General features: G+C 71.8%; 19 protein-coding genes. 5 read left to right on the forward strand and 14 right to left on the reverse strand.

Annotated features, from left to right (window positions below):
- Window positions 1-20: 20 nt before the first annotated feature.
- Genes BJ979_RS03180 through BJ979_RS03190 form a run of 3 tightly spaced genes read right to left on the reverse strand, consistent with a single transcriptional unit; the run spans window position 21 to window position 1,719 of the window.
- Window positions 21-662 carry an anthranilate synthase component II gene (locus BJ979_RS03180; protein ID WP_179565103.1) on the reverse strand — a complete coding sequence of 214 codons (642 nt, stop codon included), beginning with the start codon at window positions 660-662 and terminating at the stop codon, window positions 21-23.
- Complete coding sequence (locus BJ979_RS03185) at window positions 659-823, reverse strand: hypothetical protein (RefSeq protein ID WP_179565105.1); 165 nt, start codon at window positions 821-823, stop codon at window positions 659-661. Before BJ979_RS03185 ends, BJ979_RS03180 begins: the two co-directional genes overlap by 4 nt.
- A complete protein-coding gene (locus BJ979_RS03190) occupies window positions 823-1,719 on the reverse strand; it encodes a class E sortase (RefSeq protein ID WP_179565107.1) in 897 nt (298 codons plus the stop codon). The genes BJ979_RS03185 and BJ979_RS03190 overlap by 1 nt, the downstream gene beginning before the upstream one ends.
- 110 nt (window positions 1,720-1,829) lie before the next feature.
- On the opposite strand from BJ979_RS03190, the gene BJ979_RS03195 reads away from it, so the two are divergent.
- On the forward strand, window positions 1,830-2,069 hold the full coding sequence (locus BJ979_RS03195) for a cell division protein CrgA (RefSeq protein ID WP_179565109.1): 240 nt from the start codon (window positions 1,830-1,832) through the stop codon (window positions 2,067-2,069).
- A gap of 315 nt (window positions 2,070-2,384) precedes the next feature.
- Here BJ979_RS03195 and BJ979_RS18055 read toward each other — a convergent pair whose 3' ends face one another.
- Both BJ979_RS18055 and BJ979_RS03205 read right to left on the reverse strand, forming a co-directional pair.
- On the reverse strand, window positions 2,385-3,308 hold the full coding sequence (locus BJ979_RS18055) for a rhomboid family intramembrane serine protease (protein ID WP_179565118.1): 924 nt from the start codon (window positions 3,306-3,308) through the stop codon (window positions 2,385-2,387).
- On the reverse strand, window positions 3,305-3,847 hold the full coding sequence (locus BJ979_RS03205) for a peptidylprolyl isomerase (RefSeq protein WP_179565120.1): 543 nt from the start codon (window positions 3,845-3,847) through the stop codon (window positions 3,305-3,307). The genes BJ979_RS18055 and BJ979_RS03205 overlap by 4 nt, the downstream gene beginning before the upstream one ends.
- A gap of 163 nt (window positions 3,848-4,010) precedes the next feature.
- Here BJ979_RS03205 and BJ979_RS03210 point away from each other — a divergent pair, with 163 nt between their 5' ends.
- The 4 genes from BJ979_RS03210 (at window position 4,011) to BJ979_RS03225 (ending at window position 6,828) form a co-directional block, all read left to right on the forward strand.
- Window positions 4,011-4,565: a hypothetical protein gene (locus tag BJ979_RS03210; RefSeq protein ID WP_179565122.1), complete on the forward strand. Its 555-nt coding sequence runs from the start codon at window positions 4,011-4,013 to the stop codon at window positions 4,563-4,565.
- 222 nt (window positions 4,566-4,787) lie between these two features.
- Window positions 4,788-5,246, forward strand: a complete 459-nt coding sequence (locus tag BJ979_RS03215) for a hypothetical protein (RefSeq protein ID WP_179565124.1) — start codon at window positions 4,788-4,790, stop codon at window positions 5,244-5,246.
- Window positions 5,243-5,560, forward strand: coding sequence for a type VII secretion target (locus tag BJ979_RS03220; protein WP_179565126.1), 318 nt, complete (start codon window positions 5,243-5,245; stop codon window positions 5,558-5,560). Before BJ979_RS03215 ends, BJ979_RS03220 begins: the two co-directional genes overlap by 4 nt.
- Window positions 5,560-6,828: a hypothetical protein gene (locus BJ979_RS03225; protein ID WP_179565128.1), complete on the forward strand. Its 1,269-nt coding sequence runs from the start codon at window positions 5,560-5,562 to the stop codon at window positions 6,826-6,828. Before BJ979_RS03220 ends, BJ979_RS03225 begins: the two co-directional genes overlap by 1 nt.
- A gap of 377 nt (window positions 6,829-7,205) precedes the next feature.
- On the opposite strand, the gene eccCa is transcribed toward BJ979_RS03225, so the two are convergent.
- From eccCa to BJ979_RS03270, 9 genes are all read right to left on the reverse strand, one after another.
- Window positions 7,206-11,183 (reverse strand): type VII secretion protein EccCa, encoded by a 3,978-nt coding sequence (gene eccCa, locus BJ979_RS03230; protein WP_179565130.1) that lies wholly within the window; start codon window positions 11,181-11,183, stop codon window positions 7,206-7,208.
- The gene (locus tag BJ979_RS03235) at window positions 11,180-13,015 is read right to left on the reverse strand and encodes an FHA domain-containing protein (protein WP_179565132.1); all 1,836 of its coding nucleotides are present in this window, start codon (window positions 13,013-13,015) and stop codon (window positions 11,180-11,182) included. Before BJ979_RS03235 ends, eccCa begins: the two co-directional genes overlap by 4 nt.
- A complete protein-coding gene (locus BJ979_RS03240; protein WP_179565134.1) occupies window positions 13,012-14,361 on the reverse strand; it encodes a hypothetical protein in 1,350 nt (449 codons plus the stop codon). The genes BJ979_RS03235 and BJ979_RS03240 overlap by 4 nt, the downstream gene beginning before the upstream one ends.
- A 53-nt stretch (window positions 14,362-14,414) precedes the next feature.
- Window positions 14,415-14,726 (reverse strand): WXG100 family type VII secretion target, encoded by a 312-nt coding sequence (locus tag BJ979_RS03245; RefSeq protein ID WP_179565136.1) that lies wholly within the window; start codon window positions 14,724-14,726, stop codon window positions 14,415-14,417.
- Window positions 14,727-14,728: 2 nt separating this feature from the next.
- Complete coding sequence (locus tag BJ979_RS03250; protein ID WP_179565138.1) at window positions 14,729-15,046, reverse strand: WXG100 family type VII secretion target; 318 nt, start codon at window positions 15,044-15,046, stop codon at window positions 14,729-14,731.
- Window positions 15,046-16,407 carry a hypothetical protein gene (locus tag BJ979_RS03255; RefSeq protein ID WP_179565140.1) on the reverse strand — a complete coding sequence of 454 codons (1,362 nt, stop codon included), beginning with the start codon at window positions 16,405-16,407 and terminating at the stop codon, window positions 15,046-15,048. The genes BJ979_RS03250 and BJ979_RS03255 overlap by 1 nt, the downstream gene beginning before the upstream one ends.
- Window positions 16,404-17,714 (reverse strand): S8 family serine peptidase, encoded by a 1,311-nt coding sequence (locus BJ979_RS03260; RefSeq protein WP_179565142.1) that lies wholly within the window; start codon window positions 17,712-17,714, stop codon window positions 16,404-16,406. Before BJ979_RS03260 ends, BJ979_RS03255 begins: the two co-directional genes overlap by 4 nt.
- 21 nt (window positions 17,715-17,735) lie before the next feature.
- Entirely contained in the window at window positions 17,736-18,221 is a 486-nt protein-coding gene (locus BJ979_RS03265) for a hypothetical protein (RefSeq protein WP_179565143.1), read from the reverse strand.
- Between the two features lie 98 nt (window positions 18,222-18,319).
- Window positions 18,320-18,601, reverse strand: a complete 282-nt coding sequence (locus tag BJ979_RS03270) for a WXG100 family type VII secretion target (protein WP_179565144.1) — start codon at window positions 18,599-18,601, stop codon at window positions 18,320-18,322.
- Window position 18,602: the final 1 nt, after the last annotated feature.

Below are 18,602 nucleotides of genomic sequence, written 5' to 3' on the forward strand. Positions count from 1 at the left end.
GCGCGGCGCGGTGGGACCGCTCAGACCTGCGTTCGCACCAGCGGCGTGAGGCCGACGGCCCGCTCGGCCGCTTCGGGCATCCCGCTCGCCGCGAGCCAGTTGCCGAGCATCGTGTAGCCGCCCTCGGTCAGCACCGACTCCGGGTGGAACTGCACGCCGTAGACCGGCGACGAGCGGTGCTCGACGCCCATGATCACGCCGCCGGCGGTGCGCGCCGTGACGGTCAGCTCATCGGGCACGGTGCCGTCGACGATCGCGAGCGAGTGGTAGCGCGTCGCGCGGAACGGCTGCGGCACCCCGCGGAACAGCGTCGACTCATCGTGCTCGACCTGCGAGGTCTTGCCGTGCATGAGCTCTTCGGCGTGCGTGACCGTCGCGCCGAGCGCCTCGCCGATCGCCTGATGCCCGAGGCAGACGCCGAGCAGCGGGATCCCGCCGGCGATCGCCGCGTGCACGACCGGGATCGAGATGCCGGCCGAGGCGGGATCGCCGGGGCCCGGAGACAGCAGCACGGCGTCGTACTCGGCGAGGCGGGCGGGCACCGCATCCACCTCGACGCCGTCGTTGCGGATCACCTCGGTCTCGGCGCCGAGCTGCTGCAGGTAGCCGTCGAGCGTGTAGACGAAGCTGTCGTAGTTGTCGATGACGAGGATGCGCGTCACTGCTGGTCCCCTACGGTCACGTCCTGCGGGGCGACGAACTGGTCGAACCACGGGAACACCCACATGATCAGCGCGACGGTGATCGCGGCGAACACGACGACGAGGATGAGCACCCGCACCCACCACGGGCCGGGAAGCACCCTCCACAGCGCGGCGTACATCAGCTGCCTCCGTTCACGGTCGCGGCGATCTCCTTCGGCGGGCCGTCGGCGCGCGGGGTGAACTTGTCGAACACCGAGTAGCCGATGATGCGCTCGGCGGTCGAGTAGAAGGGGTTGCAGGTCGTCAGGGTCAGCAGCCGCTGCGTCGCGGCCACGCCGTCCTGCTGGGGCACCGGGTCGAGCACGCCGACCCCGGTGGGCTTCACGTACTCGAGGTTGCGGAAGCTGTACTGGTACCAGCCGTCCTCCGTCTCGATGAAGATGTGGTCGCCGACCTCGAGCTCGTGGATGCGGTGCAGGGCGCCGCCGTAGGCGCTGCGGTGCGAGGCGATGACGAAGTTGCCGACGTCGCCGGGCATCTGGGTCGACGGGTAGTGGCCGACCTCGTACTTGTTCAGCACGTCCTGCACGCCGACTCCCTCGGCGATGGGGCGGTAGAAGTCGGTGCCGAACCGCGGGATCGCCAGCAGGGCGAAGCGCTCGGCGTTCTTCGGCGCGGTCTGCACGGGCGGGTTCTGCGAGACGTCGGTGCCCGGCTGGCTCGGCTTCGCCGTGGGCTTCTGCGCCTCTTTGTCCCACTGCTGCGACAGCCCGGTCGCCTCGTTCTTCAGGCGCGGGGCGGAGAGCTGGTCGTCGAGCCAGAGCTGCCAGCCGAGGAACATGAGCACGAGCACGCCGGCGGTGATGAGCAGCTCTCCGGCGACGCCGACGACCGAGATGCGGCGCTTCTTCGCGGGGCGCTTGCCGGTGGACGAGGTGGATGCGGCGGGTGCGTCAGCGACGTCGTCGGCAGCGCCGTCCGAGCCCGCCGAGGGGGCCGTCGTCGCGTCGTGCGCGGGTTCGTCGCCGGGGAACAGATCCTCGATGCCGCCGTGGTCATCCCGCCCCTGAGCCATGCGCACGATTCTAGGCGGGCGAGATGCATCGGGGACTCCCCGCAACCGGGGAGGTCGCCCCGAGGATCCGCAGATCCGAGAGGCCCTCTCGTCAGGCTAGAATCACGGGCATGGCCAGGACCCGCCCGACCACCAAGCCGGAACCGCAGCGACAGAGCGGCGACTCCGTTCCCAACCCGATCTGGTTCAAGCCGGTGATGTTCGGCTTCATCCTCATCGGCCTGGTGTGGATCCTGATCTTCTACATCAGCGGCTCGCAGCTGCCGATCCAGAGCATCCAGGCCTGGAACCTCGCGATCGGCTTCGGCATCATGCTGATCGGCTTCCTGATGATGACGCGCTGGCGCTGACGCCGAGCACCTCGAACTTCCGCATGAAAACGGGCCACTGCGGTGGCCCGCTTTCGTCGTCTCCGGGCGGATGCGCGCTGCGGTCAGTCCGGCGGGCACGCTTCTGACCAGGAATTACACGCGTGTGATTCTTTCCCCAGCTGTGGATGAGCCTGTGGATAGATCCGTCAACGGGTGTGGATGAGGCTGTGGACAGATCCGTGGACGGGTGTGGAGAACCCCGGTGCCGCATGGATCGGGTCAGCGTCCGGGAACGACGAAGCCCCGCCGACCACAAGGTCGACGGGGCTTCACGCTTGACGCGGAGTCGCTCGGTCAGCCGCCCACGCCGGCGGGCGCGATCGCGAGCAGTCGCACGGTCGCCGCCGCGATCGCGACCACCCAGATCGCGATGATCAACGCGATCGGCGTCGACGGCTTGGATCGGGCCCGGTACTCGAACCGGCCGATGATGAAGGCCGCGAGTCCGCCGCCGATCAGACCGCCGAAGAGCATCGCCAGATTGCCCCCGAGCGCGATGCTGATCACGACGTTGAGCGCGACGATGATCAGCAGCTGGGTGCCGACGCCGCCCATCGATCGCTGCACGATGAAGAACCCGGCGAGCAGTCCGAACAGCGCGCCGCTGAAGCCGTATCCGTCGTAGCCGAACACGACCGACGCCGCCGAGCCGACGACCGCGCCCGAGGCGAACACCAGCAGGAACCGCGACCGGCCGAAGCTGCGTTCCGCGCTCGGCGCGATGAGGAAGAAGAACACGCAGCTCAGCAGGAACGAGAGCACGACCCGGAAGTCGAGGATCGCCGGGAAGATCAGCACCGAGGTGAAGTAGCGCCATACCTGCCAGGCGATCTCCTTCGCCGGGAAGGCGGCGAGGAAGGTCGCCGGCAGGTTCGCGGTGAAGAACCCGATCAGCCAGAACAGCACCGAGGCGCCGAGGATCCCGTAGGTCAGCACCGGCGCGTTCGAGTCGGGGTGCAGCAGGCCGAGGGTGTTCTGCACCCAGCGCGGGCGCGAGCGCCGACGCGCGGCCTTCTGCAGCGATGATCCGCCGGTCGGCTGCCACTTCACCGAGCCGCCGGCCTCCCGAACGCACTCGGGGCACTGCACGCCGACGGGCGCGAGGATCTGGCACTCGGGGCAGATCGTGCGGCCGCAGCGCTGGCAGAGCACCCAGCTCTGACGGTCGGGATGCCGGTAGCAGACCGAGGGGTCTGCGGCGGCCTGGGGATCGGTCACGAGACGGGGACGACCTCGATGGAGTTGATCACGACGTCCTCGAGCGGCTTGTCGCGACCGTCGGTCTGCACGCCCTCGATGGCGTCGACGACGCGCTTCGACTCGTCGTCGGCGACGACGCCGAAGATCGTGTGCTTGGCCTGCAGCCACGGGGTGGGCACGGTCGAGATGAAGAACTGCGAGCCGTTGGTGCCGCGACCGGCCTGCTTGCCGGCGTTGGCCATGGCGAGCACGTAGGGCTCGTTGAAGTTGAGCTCGGGGTGGATCTCGTCGTCGAACTGGTAGCCGGGGCCGCCGATGCCGAGGCCCAGCGGGTCGCCGGCCTGCACCATGAAGTCCTTGATGATGCGGTGGAAGATCGTGCCGTCGTAGAGCGGGGTGGTCTTCTTCTCACCCGTCTGCGGGTGGGTCCACTCCTTCGCTCCGGTGGCGAGGCCGACGAAGTTGTCGACGGTGACGGGGGCGTGGTTGCCGAGCAGGTTGACGCGGATGTCGCCCTGGGTCGTGTGGATGGTGGCGACAGCGGTGTGTGCGGACATGCGGGTGATTCTTCCATGCGGTGTCTGTGTTCACCGGATGCGCCCGGTCGGTGCGGGATGCGCATCCACTGTGCTTTCAGTGGACGTGCAGACGGCAGGGGGTCCGTTCGCCGGATCGGCGTGGAAGGATGAGGGAAACCCCAACGCGAAGACGGAGGTCGACGTGGCATCGACACGCAAGCGGAAGCGCGAGCTGAAGCGACTGAAGAACACCGCGAGCACCGTGGTCGACGAGCAGCGCGAGGTGCTCGAACACGCGGGCAAGGTGCTGCGCGAAGCACGCCGGCAGATGGGCGACTACGCCCGCACCGACGTCGCCCCTCGATTCTTCGAGGCCTACGACTCCCGGGTGAAGCCCCGTGTGGCGCAGAGCGTGGCCGCCGGCCGCGCGGCCGCCTATGTCGGCCGCAACCGCCTGGCCGACGACGTGATCCCGGCGGTCGCCGGCACGATCAGCTCGACGCTGGCCGTGCTCGAGGCCGCGAAGGACCCGCGCGTGCGCGAGCTCGTGAAGAAGGCCGAGAAGAAGACCAAGAACTACGGCAAGTACGCGGCCAAGCAGGTGCGTCCGGCGAAGTCGGGCGGCCCCGGCAAGTACATCCTCGCCGCGTTCGGCGTCGCCGCCGTCGCCGCCGTGGCCTACGCCGCCTGGCAGACGCTGCGCGCCGACGACGACCTGTGGATCGAAGACGTCGCCGACGTCGACCCCGCGGTCTGAGTCAGCTCAGCTGAGAACCACCGAAGGCCCGCACCGCTCATCCGAGCGGGGCGGGCCTTCGTCGTTCCGTGCGCGCCTTCCCGGAAGCTGAATCGCCGGAAAACACGGCCCCCGCGGACTGTCCCCCGTCCGGGTGACAAAAAGTTTGGTGAACAACGGTCGAAACCCTTCCTATCGGACGGGATTGCTGACTAATTTTGAGCAGTGCTCTCTGCTGACGAAGTGATCGACCAGATCCACGACGACGTCCGCGCGAACGACGAACGCGCCGCGCGCATGCCGGCGTTCACCGCCGCGATCGGCGCCGTGCGCGGCGTGGCCGTCTCCGCCGCCCGCGACATCCGCGTCGAGACCGACTCCACCGGACACGTCACCGGCATCGAGATCAGCGAGACCGCGCTGACCGGCGGAGCCCGCAAGCTGTCGCGCGAGATCCTGCAGACCATCAACGCCGCCGAGCTCGTCGCCAAGCGCAAGGCCGTTCAGAGCGTCGCCCAGCTGCTCGGCGACGACGACCCGATCACGCTGCAGCTCGGCGCCGAGCTCAGCGCCCGCGAAGCTGCACTGACCAACCCGGCCGCCGCCGCATCCGCTGCCGCCGCCGCGACCATCGACCCGACGCGACCGGCACCCGGCACGCCGAGCGAGACCAGCATCAGCAGAGGGGAACGCAAGCAGTGACTGAGGAGATCGCACTCGACTTCGACAAGCTGCGGCAGCACGCCGCGCTCGTCAGCTCTGTGGCGGATGACGTCAGCAAGGCCATCGCCTCGGTGAAGGGCGGCAACCTCGCCTCCGACGCCTTCGGCATCATGTGCGCCTTCCTGGTGCCCGAGACGCTCGCCATGACCGTCGCCGGCTCGGGGATGCTCGGCAGCAAGCAGTCGCTGCTGCTGCGCACCGCCGTCGAGCTGAAGCAGACGGCATCCCAGTGGGAGCAGATCGAGACCGACGTCAAGGGCACCTACGACACGATCACGAAGGCGATGGACTGATGACCGCGGCAGCTGCGAGCACCACCTCGCCCTTCAAGGGCAGCAACATCCTCAATGACGGCAAGGCCCTCTCGACCGCCGTCAAGAACGGCAACTGGCTGGATGGCGGCATCGCCTTCCTGCAGACGCTCGGCGACGCCGCCGCGGCGCTCAGCGACCCGATCGGCACGATCGTCAACTGCGGCCTCGGCTGGGTCATCAACCACCTCGGCCCGCTGAAGCAGTGGCTCGACAAGCTCGCCGGCAGCCAGTCGGCCGTGCAGGCCTTCGCCAAGACCTGGACCCAGGCCGGCGACGTGATGCGCCAGGCCGGCGGCACCCTCGCCACCCGCCTCAAGGACCTCGAGGGAATGGCGGGCAAGACCGTCGACTCCTACCTCGCCTACGCCTCCGACGCCGCCGAGCACGTCGCCGCCTCCGGTGACTGGGCCGACTCGATCTCGAGCGGACTCAACACCGGCAGCGAGCTCGTCGCGAAGATGCAGAGCGTCGTCAAGCAGGGCATCTCGAGCGTCCTGGCCACCGCGATCGAGGCCATGGCCGTCGTCGCCGCGTCGTTCGGACTCGGCATCGGCTACGCCATCGCCCGCGTCGTGACGAAGGTCAACCAGATCGTCAACAAGGTCGTCAAGCCGATGCTGCAGGTGCTGCAGTCGGTCAAGTCGCTCGTCGGCGTCGTGCAGTCGTTCAAGCAGCTCTTCGGCGGCAGCCAGAAGCTGATGCAGAACATGGTCACGGTCAGCCCCGAGGCGCTCAAGCTCGCCGACACCAGCTACACCGACGCCTCGGCCGCCACGAAGCTCGGCGCCACCGGAGCCCAGAACCTCGAGATCGCCGCCGCCAAGGCCGACCGCGAGAACGCCGACCTGGTCAGCGCCGACGGCCCGATCTCGGGCGGCAAGGCGCAACTGGCGAACACCTTCGGCACCGGCGGAGGCGGGGGCGTGAGCATCGGCTCCGGCGGAGTCGGAGCGGGTGGCCTCGGCGCGGCCGGCGCGGGCGCCGGTCTGCTCGGCGGCGGTGCCGCAGCGGGCGCGGCCGCGCTCGCGAGCCGCGGCCTCGCCGGCACGATGGCCGGCGGCGGACTCCTCGGCCGCACCGCGGTCGGCGGCGGCCCCACGGCCGGCGGCGCCGGAGCGGGCGCCCGCGGCGGGATGGGCATGATGGGCGGCGGACGCGCCGGCGACACCGGTTCGCGCCTCGGTCGCCGCGGCGGACGCCGACTCGACATCGAGATCGTGCCCGACGACGACGAGCAGCAGGCCTGATTCGGAGCGCTTCACCGCATCCGCACCGCCTCGTCGCGCGTCGCAGTCGTTCAGCGCCCGGTCCGCTTCGGCGGGCAGGGCGCTGCGGCGTTCCCGGCTGCGCGAGGGTTCTGCTCCGGGCCCTCATCGTGCCCGGCGGCTCGCCCGATCCGGCTTCGCAATTCAGGACTGGTGGCTTCGCAATTCAGGACTGGACGTCCGATCCGCCGGAATGACCGCAGGATCTCGTGTCCGGTCCTGAGTTGCGACGAATCGAGTCCTGAATTGCGAACAGCCGGGTCGCCTTACGAGGTGGCGAAAGCCTCGGTTTCACCCTGGGCTCGGCGTTGAGGGGTCCCACGTACGGGACACCAGCCCGCGCGGGGAACGCTCCCCGGTCAGGCGTGCGACGGCGGCGAGTAGACGAGCTGGCCCGTGAAGAGGCCGCGCTCGCGGCTGACGATCTGCGCGCGACCCGGCTCGGACGGGATCGCCTTGACCCGGCCGATGAGCGCGCCCTCCTCGGGGCTGCCGCCGAGCAGGATGCCGGTGACGCCGAGGTCGGTGAAGCGCTGGATGATCGGATCGTAGGCGGCGCGGCTCGCACCACCCGAGCGGCGGGTCAGGATGACGTGAAGGCCCAGGTCGCCCGCCTGCGCGAGCAGCGGCTGCAGCACCGCGATCGGGTTGCCCTGGCTGGTCGCGACGAGGTCGTAGTCGTCGATGAGGATGAAGCCCTCGGCGCCCTTCCACCAGCTGCGCTCACGCAGCTGGTCGGGCGTGACATCCGGGCCGGGGATGCGCGACGAGAAGAACGCCGACAGCTCGGCCATGCCGCCCATCGCCATCTCGTGCGAGGTGAGGTAGGCGCCGACGTACTCCTGCGGCAGCTCGCCGAGCAGCGCGCGACGGTAGTCGACGACGAACAGCTTCGCCTCGTTCGGGCCGTAGAGGCGCGTGATCTCCTGGGCGATGCCGCGCAGGAACGACGACTTGCCGGTTCCCGCGTCGCCGTAGAGGAAGAGGTGCGACTCGCTGCGCGGGTCGATGCCGAACGGCGCGAGCGCCTGCTCGTCGACGCCGAGCAGCAGCCGCGGGTACTCCGGCCCCGCCTGCTGGCGCGCCTCCTCGAGGCTGAGCAGCTTCGCCAGCAGACGCAGCTTCGGTCCGCGCGGGCCGGTCCACGCGGCCGAGACGCGCGCGACCAGGTCGTCGACGCCGTCGACGAGCGCCGCCGCATCCCCGATGCCGTCGATGCGCGGAACCGCGCCGAGCATCTGCAGGCCACCCGGTGCGAGGCCGCGGCCCGGCTGCCCCGAGGGCACGTTCGCGGCCGCCTTGCGGGCGATCTCCGAGTCGCTCGGGTCGCCGAGGCGCAGCTCGAGGCGGGTCTGGATGAGGTCTTTCAGGTTCGAGCGGATGTCGAGCCAGCGGTTGGCGGTGACGACGAGGTGCACGCCGAAGCTGAGGCCGCGAGCGGCGATCGTGAGGATCGTCGGCTCGAGCAGCTCGTACTCGGTGCGCAGTGTCGACCAGCCGTCGATGATGAGGAAGACGTCGCCGTAGCCGTCATCCACCACACCCTGCGAGCGCCGCAGGCGGTAGGTGTCGATCGAGTCGATGCCGTTCTCGCGGAAGTAGATCTCGCGCGCGTCGATGATGCCCTGCACCTCGGCGACGGTGCGGCGCACCGACTCCTGCTCGGTGCGGGTGGCGACGCCGGCGACGTGCGGCAGCTTCTGCAGGCCGGTGAAGGTTCCGCCGCCGAAGTCGAGCACGTAGAACTGCAGTTCGAGCGGCGATGCCGTGAGCGACAGCGAGGTGACGAGCGAGCGCGCCATGGTCGACTTGCCGCTGAGCGGTCCGCCGACGATGGCCGCGTGACCGGCGGCGCCGCCGAGCGTGACGGTGAGGCGCTCGCGGCGCTGCTCGAGCGGCACATCCACGATCCCGAGCGGAACGGTGAGGCCGCCCGTCGCGCGCCACGACGGCGAGACGAGGCCGAGCTCGGGGTCGACGACCAGGTCGGACATGAGCTGGTCGAGCGATGGCGGCTCTTTGAGCGGCGGCAGCCAGACCTGGTGCGCCTCGGGGCCCTTGCCCGCCATCCGGTCGACGGCGATCTGGAAGGTGCTGCGCTCCTCTTCGGGCTCGCGCTGCACGAGGGCCGCGGGGTCGACGTCGGGCTCGGGCTCCTCGCCGGTCGCCGCGGCGGTGAAGATCTCGATCTCGGCAGCGATCTCGCCGGGCCCGCCGCCACTGGAGCCGGAGCTGATGCGACGACGCGGCGGCGAGCCGGAGACGTAGGCGGCGCGGAACTGCACGAGCTCCTCGGTGCCGACCTTGAGCAGGCCGACCCCGGGCTCCTGGGGCAGCGTGTAGGCGTCGGGCACGCCGATGACGGTGCGCGACTCGGCGGCCGAGAAGGTGCGGAGGCCGATGCGGTACGAGAGGTACGTGTCGAGTCCGCGCAGCTTGCCCTCTTCGAGGCGCTGGGATGCGAGCAGCAGGTGCACTTGCAGCGAGCGGCCGACGCGGCCGATGTTGACGAAGCTCTCGACGAACTCGGGCTTCGCGGCGAGCAGCTCGCTGAACTCGTCGGCGACGATCAAGAGGGCCGGCAGCGGCGCGAGGTCGGTGCGACCGCCACGGCGGGCCTTCTCGTAGTCGGAGACGTTGGCGAAGTTGCCGGCGGCGCGCAGCAGCTCCTGACGGCGCACGACCTCGCCCTGCAGCGCATCCTGGAATCGGTCGACGAGGGCGAGCTCGCTGCCGAGGTTGGTGATGATGGCCGAGACGTGCGGCATGTCGGCCATGCCGGCGAAGGTCGCGCCGCCCTTGAAGTCGACGAGCACGAAGTTCAGCTGCTCGGAGCTGTGGGTCAGCGCGAGGGCGAGCACGAGGGTGCGCAGCACCTCCGACTTGCCGGAGCCGGTCGCGCCGATGAGCACTCCGTGCGGGCCCATGCCCTGCTGCGCGGCCTCTTTGATGTCGAGCACGAGGGGCACGCCGTTGGTGTCCTGACCGATCGGCACCCGCAGCCGGTCGCGCTCGAGGCGCGGCGACCAGACCCGGTCGTAGTCGATCTCGCGCACGTCGGGCATGCCCAGCAGCTCGACGAGCTCGGCCTGGCCCGAGAGCGCGACCTCGGCTCCGGTGGAGGCGCCGGCGTTCGCGAGCGGCATGAGGCGGCGGGCGGTCGCCTCGGCCTCGGCGATCGAGACCGAGTCGGGCGTGAAGCGCTCGGCGAGGCGGCCGAGGGCGACGACCTCCGCCTGATCCGCGACCGAGCGCACCTCGGCGGCGAGCGCGAGGCGCAGGGTGAGGGCGTCGTCGAGCTCGTTCCAGCGCGCGGGCAGGTCGAGCACGGTGACGCCCTGCATCCCATCGGCGCCGACGACCGGCGAGTCGGTGGGCAGGCGCGCTCCGTCGACGACGAGCAGGATGTGCGGCATCTCGCGGCCGCCTCCGCCGCCGGCGATGAACCGGGGGCGTTCGCGCAGGTCACCGGGCAGCAGCTCTTCGAGATCGGCCAGGTCGGAGCCGATCATGCGGGCGGCGCCGAGACGGTCGGAGCTGCGGTGCGAGTGGGTGTGCGGCAGCCACTTCGTCCACTCCCAGAGCGGCAGCTGCGCGGGACCGGCGAGCACCGCGATCTGCAGGCTCTCCGGGTCGTGCAGGGTCGCGAGGCCGAGCACCATCGACCGGGCGAGCGAGCGCACCGACTCCTCGTCGGCGCCGGTCACCTCGAGGCGGGCGTAGTCGCCGATGTCGACGGCGAGCGGCAGGCGCGGCTGCAGCTCGTGCGTGAGCATGAAGCGGTGCGCGGCGGAGGCGGCGACCGGGTCGAGCTGCGCGAGCGGCGGCAGGTCGGGCGCCTCGAGGGTGATGCAGAGCGGCTGGTCGGAGACGCCGATGCGGGTGTGCAGGAAGTCGTCGTCGCCGCCGGAGCGCTCCCAGACGCGGGTGCGCTCATCCGCCATGAACGGCAGCACCGACGGCGCCGGGCTGACCCAGTTGCCGTGGCGGCGCTGCTGGCGCGCGGCCGTGCGCACCGTGTCGCGCAGCTCTTTCAGATACGCCAGGTACTCGCGACGGTTCTCGAGCACGGATGCGGCCCGCTGCGCGCGCTGACGCCATCCGTTGACCGCGACGAAGCCGAGCGACGAGAGCAGGAACATGCCGCCGGTGATGAGTCCGGTCGCGTTCTGCTGCGAGAAGGTGATCATCACGATCGAGCCGATGCTGCCGAGCATAGGCAGCGCCGACATCAGCACGCCGCCGGCGCCCTCGCTGGGGGCGAGCTCGGGCGGCGGCTGCACCTGCACGGTGCCGCTGGGCACGCGGGGCGGTGCGAGCCGGGGTCCTCTGCTCACTCGGACTCCTCCAGAAGCGTGCTGATCGTGAAGACGCGGTTGCCGAGGCGCACCCGCGCTCCGTCGTCGACGGGGGTGCGCACCCCGGGCGCGAGCCGCTCGGCCTCGCCGGTCTCGTCGACGAGGAAGGTGCCGTTGGTCGAGCCGGTGTCGGTGACCCAGGTGCCCTGGCGGGTGAGCTCGAGCCGGGCGTGGCCCTTCGATACGGTCGACTCGGGATCGCGCACGGCGACGGCGATCTCGAGGGCGTCGTCGGCGGTCGGGTTGCGGCCGAGCAGCACGGTCGCCGGGATGGGCGCCTGCTCCTGCTGGCCGGTGTCGAAGGTGAGCACGACCCGGGCGCGGCCGCGCAGCTCGGTGAGGGTGAGCTCGGTGTGCCAGTCGCCGGGGCTGCCGGCGCCACGGCCCTGGTCGGCGGGAGCGGATGCGGGTGCGGGCTGCTCGGGCGGCAGCGAGTACGCGACGCGGCCGCCGGCGCCCTGGCGTTCGCCCGCCGGGGTTCCCGGCTGAGCCGGTGCGGGCTGCGGCGGCGTGGGCTGCGCGGGCGCGACCGGCAGGGCCGCGGCGCCCGACTGCGCTGCGGCGCCCGGTTGCGCACCGGGCTGTCCCGATACCGGCGGCACGGACGGCGAGCCCGCGGGCGGGACGACCCCGGGCGGCGGGGCGACCGAGCTCGGGTGAACAGGCTGGATCGGATGCTGCTGCCCGGGCTGCTGCGGGGCGCCCTGGCGGGCGAAGCCGCCGGGGTGGCCAGGCTGCGGCGCGACAGGAGGCTGGCCGGCGCCGGGCGGATATGCACCCGGCTGGGCGGGCTGCGGCTGCTGCGGCTGCCCCGGCTGCATCGGCGGCACGGCGCCCGGCTGTCCGGTCGCCGCCGGCGCGAGCCCGGGCATCGGCGCGATCCCCCCGGGCAGGACGCCGGGCTGCGGCGCGGGCGCCGAGCTCGTGGCGGGCACGCCGCCGAGTCCCGACGACGGGTCGAGCGAGAGCGGCACCGCCGCGGAGGCGAGAGCGGGGGCGGCGACGGGCATCCCCGCAGCCGGCGCGGTGCCGGGCGCGGAGACCGGACGGGCACCGGGCAGCGCCGGCGCGGCGGCCCGCGCGCTTCGCTTCGGCACGGCGACGACGACGGTGCCCGCGGCGAGATCGCCCCACGAGCGGCGACGGCCGGTGCCGTCGAAGGCGGCGGTCAGCTCGACGAACCAGGCGCCGAGTCCGCCGACGAGCCACCCGGCCGAGGTGACGACGCCACGCAGCAGCGAGCGCCCGAGGCCCGGCGACCACGGTCGATCGAGGCGGGCGACGCGGATGCGCAGCAGCAGGTTGCCGAGCCCGAGCCCGGTTCGCGCCTGCAGCACCACGAGCCCGAGCAGCAGCTCGGCGACGATCACCGCGGTGAGCACGGGCGACCGCAGCAGCAGCTGGGCGCCGACGCCGACCGCCGCGACGACGAGGGCGTCGATCGTGAGAGCCGCGAGCCGGGCGCCGACCCCGGCGGCGCGCTGGCCGTGCACGATTCCGCGCGCGCTGGCGATCGCCGCGGGCGCGGGCGATCCGGCCTGACCGCCGACGAAGGGAGCGCCGGGAGCGCCACCGGGCATCCCCGGTGCGCCCGGAGCCCCGTATGCCGCGGGCCCGGCGGGACCGGGAGCGGCGGGAACCGGTGCGCTCGGCGGCGGTGCCGCGGCGACGACGCCGTGCGGCGCGACGACGAGCGGGGCGCTCTGCGCCTGCTGGGGCGAGCCGCAGTAGACGCAGCGGGCGCTGCCCGGCGGCAGGGGCTGGCGGCAGTTCCAGCAGGTCTGGCCGCCGGGGGTCGTCGGCGCGCTCATGAGGTCATCATCCCCCGCAGCAGGTCGATCACGCCCGCGGCGAGCAGCCCAGCGGGCAGCGCGAGGGCGACGGTCATGCCCTCGAGCACGTCGGCGAAGCGCGACCACGACAGCGAGCGGGCTCCGCGCGAGATCGGGATGACCGCAGCCCCCGTCGCGACGCCGGCGCCGAGGGCGACGGCCGCGATGAGCAGCACCCATCCGACGTCGCCGAGACGGGTGATCGCGACGACGCCGGTGCCGATCACGACCAGCGCCGCCGCGCGCGGAAGCCACTGCAGCGCGGGAACGGCGTAGCGCCGGGCGCCGAAGATCAGCGCGAGCGCGACGCAGACGAGCACGCCGATCTGCCCGCCGAGCACGATCCCATCGCGCGAGAAGCCCGACACCGCCGTCGGGGCGCCGAGAGCCGCGGCCGTGCAGATGATCGCGGTGCCGACGAGCAGGCGGGCGGATGACGCATCCACGAGTCCGCGCACCGCCGCGAGCCGCACCGAGACGCCCGGCTCGGGCAGCTGCTGGCGCACCGACCAGCGGGTGGTCTGGTAGCGCTCGTAGTCGATGAACATGCCCGGCGGCACATCGAGCAGGGTCGTCGGCAGGATGCGCAGGGTGGCCGGGGTGAGGCCGAGAGTGAGCGCCGACGCGGCCGTCGCATCCAGTCCGACCAGCAGGGTGAGCCCCCAGATGCCGGCGAGCACGAGCAGCAGCACGGTTCCGGTCGCGACGCCGGCGCGCATCGAGCCGGACCGCGCGAGCAGCGCGAGCAGGCCCGCGACCACGGCGGCGGCGAGCAGACCGGTGAGCACGGCCGCCTGGGTGGTCGCGGCCGGCAGCAGCGGCACGGCGCCGACCCCGGCGGCGAACGCGAAGGCGAGCGGGGCGACGGCAGAGACGATGCCGGTGTGGCGTGCGGTCGCGATCGCGCTGGCGATCGCGCTCAGCGCGAGCACCCCGGTCGCGATCAGCCGGGCCATCGGGTCGAGCGAGCCCGGCAGCATGAGCGCGAGCACGGCGGCGAGGATGCCGGCGGTCGCCGCGATCCAGGTGATCGAGGAGGTGCTGGTGACGGTCTCGGTGCGGTCGCGGCGGCGTCGCGGGGCGACCACCCGCTCCCCGAGGTCGATCACGGCGAGCACGTCGCCGTCGCCGAGGCTGCCGATGTCGCGGTCGAGCTCGATCTCCGCACCCGACGGGCTGACGAGCATCCGCCCCTCGCCGACGGCGTCGACGCCGAGTCGATGCAGCACGCTGTCGAGGCGCGCGCTCAACGGCAGGGAGAGATCCCAGCGTTCGGCGCCGTCGATGATCGCGATGCGGCGCCGTTCCTCGGTCGCGGACGGCACTTAACGATTATTCACGTCGAAACGGCTGCGGGCGAACCCGAGCACGTTCGACGTCAGCCCTGACCGGGGAAGCGCTTCGCCGAGGCCTTGTCGCTGGAGACGTAGCCCGCCGCGATCTCCTCGGTGGCGCTTCCGACCTGGCCGAGGATGCTCGTCATGTCGTTGATCGAGACCGACCAGCTGCGCTGCGCCTCGGAGTAGGCCTGACGTGCCGCGCCATCCCAGTTCGACTCGAGCGCGCGCACCCGCTGCTCGAGGTCGCCGAGCACGCCGGCGAGGTGCCGGCTCTCCTGGCCGAGCGAGGCCGCGACCTCGCGCAGGGTCTCGGGGGTGACGGAGAAGCTGCCGTTGCCGATGTCGCCCATGGTCACTGTCCTCCCATGAGGCTGCCGAGCCCCTTGATGGTCTGCTGGTGCGATTCCTCGGTGGCCGCCTGGTCGCGCTCGGTGGCGCGCAGCGACTCCTCGAAGCGTGCGAGCGTGTTCTGCAGCTTCTGCACGTCGGCGTTCCACCGCTGCATGAGCTGATCGTGCGACTTGGCCGCGTCGCCGGCCCAGGCGCCCCGCAGGGTGTCGAGGTGGCCCTGGATGCGGCGCACGGTCGCGTTGACGTCGTCGTGCGCGCGGCGCGCGGCTTCGGCCCCGTCGCGCAGCGCCCCCTCGGTGGCGGAGATCTTGTCGGCCATCAGCTCAGTGCTCCTTCATCGTCACCCGACGCGCGTCCCCCGGCGCCGGCCGACGCCGATCGCGGCGTCGCATCCTCGTCTTCGTCGACCTTGGGGGCGAGCGGTCCGCCCATTCCCCGGCCGGCCTTCTTCTTGTCGGAACCGCCTCCGGCCGCTCCGCCACCTCCGCCGCCCATCATGTTGTTGGTCGCCCCTCGGCCTTCGCCGACCGCGGCTCCCGCCGCCGCTCCCGCGCCGCCGGCTCCCCCGCGTCCAGCGCCGAGCAGGCCGCCGCGACCCGAATCGGCCGTGGCTCCCGCGCCGCCGGCGCCTGCCGCGCCGACACGTCCGCCGCCGGCGAGTGCACCGCCGGCGCCGCCGCCGACTCCGCCGACTCCGCCACCGCCGAGGCCCGCGAGCTTGCCCGCGCCGAGCGCGGCTGCCGCACCGAGCCCGCCGCCGAGGGCCGCGCCTCCGAGTCCGCCGCCCAGGCTTCCGCCGAGGCCACCACCCAGACCGCCGCCGAGTCCGCCGCCGACGCCGCCGATGGTCGTCGAGCCGCCGCCCAGGGGGCCGTCGGCCGTGACCGGCGGCTGCAGGGTGGTGCCGCCCGTCCAGCTGCCGTCGCCGGTCTCCGGAGTGTGGTCGATGATCGAGCCGGGCTTGCCGATGCCACCGGCGAGCCCGCCGCCGGTTCCGGCCGTCGAGCCTCCCGGCGTCGCGACGCTGCCGCCGTTGACGGTGGAGTTCGAGCCGCCGTTCGAGCCGCCGGTCGTCGTCGAGCCCGGTCCGGGCACGCGCGTTCCGGGGCCGTTGTCGCCCGTACCATCGCCGGTGCCGTCTTCTGCGTCGCGGTCGTGGGACGCCCAGTCCTGACCTTCGACGTTCTGCGACATCGACGGGCCCATCTGCGTGGAGACGCGGGTCAGCGCGTCGGCTGCCGCCTGCTCACGTCGGTTGCCGAGCCAGCTGTTGATCGTCGCCATCGCGGCTTCACCCGCCACGACGGTGATCGGCCCGAAGTAGATCGCCGTGCCCACCTCCGCGCCACGCACGAGTGCGGTCGTGGTCGAGTCGAGCTGACCGTCGGGCAGGTTGGCGAGTTCGGCGGACGCCTGACGGCGCGCCGCGTTCGCCGTGTCGAGACTCGCGCGAACGGTCTCGATGTCGCCCATCAGCTTGGTCGCCGACTGATACGCCCCGAGCAGGCTGGTCGTCGCGGCCAGACCCGATTCGCCGGTGAGCCCGTGCTGCTCTCCGACGGCCTTCACCACCGGGGTCAGCGCCTCGAGCTGTCGCGCGAGCGTCTCCGCGCCCGGCAGGTACCAGTCGCCGGATCGACTCGCCAGAGCTGCGAGCTTCTGCTCGTTCTTGCCCGTCATCTCATTCCTCCCTGGGATGCGCCGCCGCGCCGCCGCGTGAGCAGCACGACCAGCAGAATGACGACGCCCGCGACGACCAGGAGGCCGACGATGGCGACGACGATCAGAACCGGCAGGATGCCGGGTCCCGACGGCTGAGGATCAGCTGCGTCGGTGGTGGGTTTCGCACTCGGTTCGCCGCCCGTCGAGACCAGCGCCTTCTTCGCCGCAGCCACATCGGCGGCGCTCGGGACGCCGAGGTGTCCGGGTTCGCTCATCAGCGGGTTCTCGTCGGGGTACTGCGTCGGGTCGAACTCGAGCAGACGGGTGAGCGACGCGGGACCGTAGCCGTACCCACCCTCGTAGCGCGTGAGCTCATGGCCTCCGGCGCCCGTGTTGCGGATCAGCGACTGCACGAGCTGGTTGCCCGACGCCTGAGGGTACTTCTGCGAAGCGACAGCGACCATCCCCGCGACGAGCGGTGCCGCCAGCGACGATCCCTGTGTACGGCGCCCGGCGTCGCCCCAGGTGTCGCCGGCCGAATTGCCCTGCGACGAGAAGCCCACCCCGGCGGCGACCACCGTGGTCGATTCGAAGCTGACCGGCACGCCACCATCCGTCTGAAGGTCGCCCGTCTCCTGGAGCGCATTGACGGCGATCACACCGCTGGCGTTCGAGGGGAAGATCGCGTTGTCAGTCGTCGAGTTCGCATTGGCGGCGACGATGACGACGCCGCGCGCGATCGCGTCCGCGATCGCCAGCTCGTCGCCGCGCAGGTGGCTGCTCGCCCCCTGCGAGATCGAGATCACGCGGTTGCCGTCGGCGACGGCCTTGCGCAGGATCAGCCCGAAGACGCTGTAGGGCGTTCCGTCGATCGTCTTGGTGCAGGTCGCACCGGCGCCGCTCGTCGGATGCGCGTAGACGGTGACCGCGGCGCCGGGGGCGATTCCGCGGACGCTCCCGGGGCCCGTCCCGTTGCCCACGATGAGTGCAGTGACGTCAGCCGAGTGCACCGCATCGCGGCTCGCGGTCGTCGTCGCAGCCGACCCGCCGCAGATCGACGGCTCGGGGACGGTGATGTCGGCGCCGCGGAACACGTCCAGCGACGCATTGAACGGACCGTCGATCACCGCGACCTTCACGCCCTTGCCTGTGAAGCCGGCCGCCTGGGCCGCCGGCACACCGTACTTGGCGTACCACCAGTCGGTCGACGACGCAGCGGATGCGCCAGTCGCGCCGAAGAGGACCGCCCCGAAGACGACGGCGGCGGCCGCGATCAGGGCGACGGCTCGTCGAGCGGGCGCTGTCCGTCGTCTGAGGGAGAGCACGGTCTGGGTTCCGATCACGCCTCAGACGCCGTCGAACGCGGATTTGCCGGCGTCGGCTCCAGCGGTGGCGGCGTCACCGGTGCCGATCGCCGAGGCTCCGGAATAGGCGCTGCCCGCGGCGGTCCCGGTTCCGGATCCGCTGGCGTTCGCGGCGGCGGAGGGTGCCGGCGTCGCGGTCGCGCCGTCGATGAGGGCGAGGAACTGCTGCGACTCCTCGGCAGAGATCTCGTTGCGCTCGACCAGCTGCCGGGCGGCATCGCGCAGGGCGTCGGCGTTCGCCGTCAGGTTCTGACGCAGGCCCTCCGTCGTAGTGGCGATCGCGCTGGCGGCGCTGGTGAGCCAGCTGTAGTAGGTGATCTCGGGAGCGACCGAGTGGGTGGTGCCGTCGTTGCCACGCACGCTGCTCGTGACATCGCTGCCCGTGCTGAGTCCCTCTTGCGCCGAGGTGAACTTGCCCAGGTTGTAGATCAGTGTCTGCAGATCGAGGGAGATGTTGGACGCGGCCATGGAGCTGATCCTTCGAGGTGGGCGGGCGAGACGAGACGGCGATGCCGCGCGAACGGGCCGCCGCCGGATGGCGACGGCCCGCAGCGCGGCGAATCAGCTCAGACCGAGAAGCGGCCGGCCGACGAGTTGTCGCTCTGGGTGTACTGCTGCGCGATCTCCTCGGTCTTGCCGGCGATCTGCTGCAGGAGGCTGTTGAGCTCGTTGACCGACTGGGTCCACTTGCGCTGGGCCTCGTCGTAGGCCTGCTGAGCGGAACCGCTCCACGAGCCGCGGAGCTTGCCGACCTCGTTGTCGAGGTCATCGAGCTTCGACTGGATGCCGGTGGCACCACCACGGATCTGGCCCGAGAGGGCGACGACCTGGGCGGGCTTGACGGACATG

Origin of the sequence: Schumannella luteola, from assembly GCF_013408685.1 — a bacterium.
GTDB lineage: Bacteria > Actinomycetota > Actinomycetes > Actinomycetales > Microbacteriaceae > Schumannella > Schumannella luteola.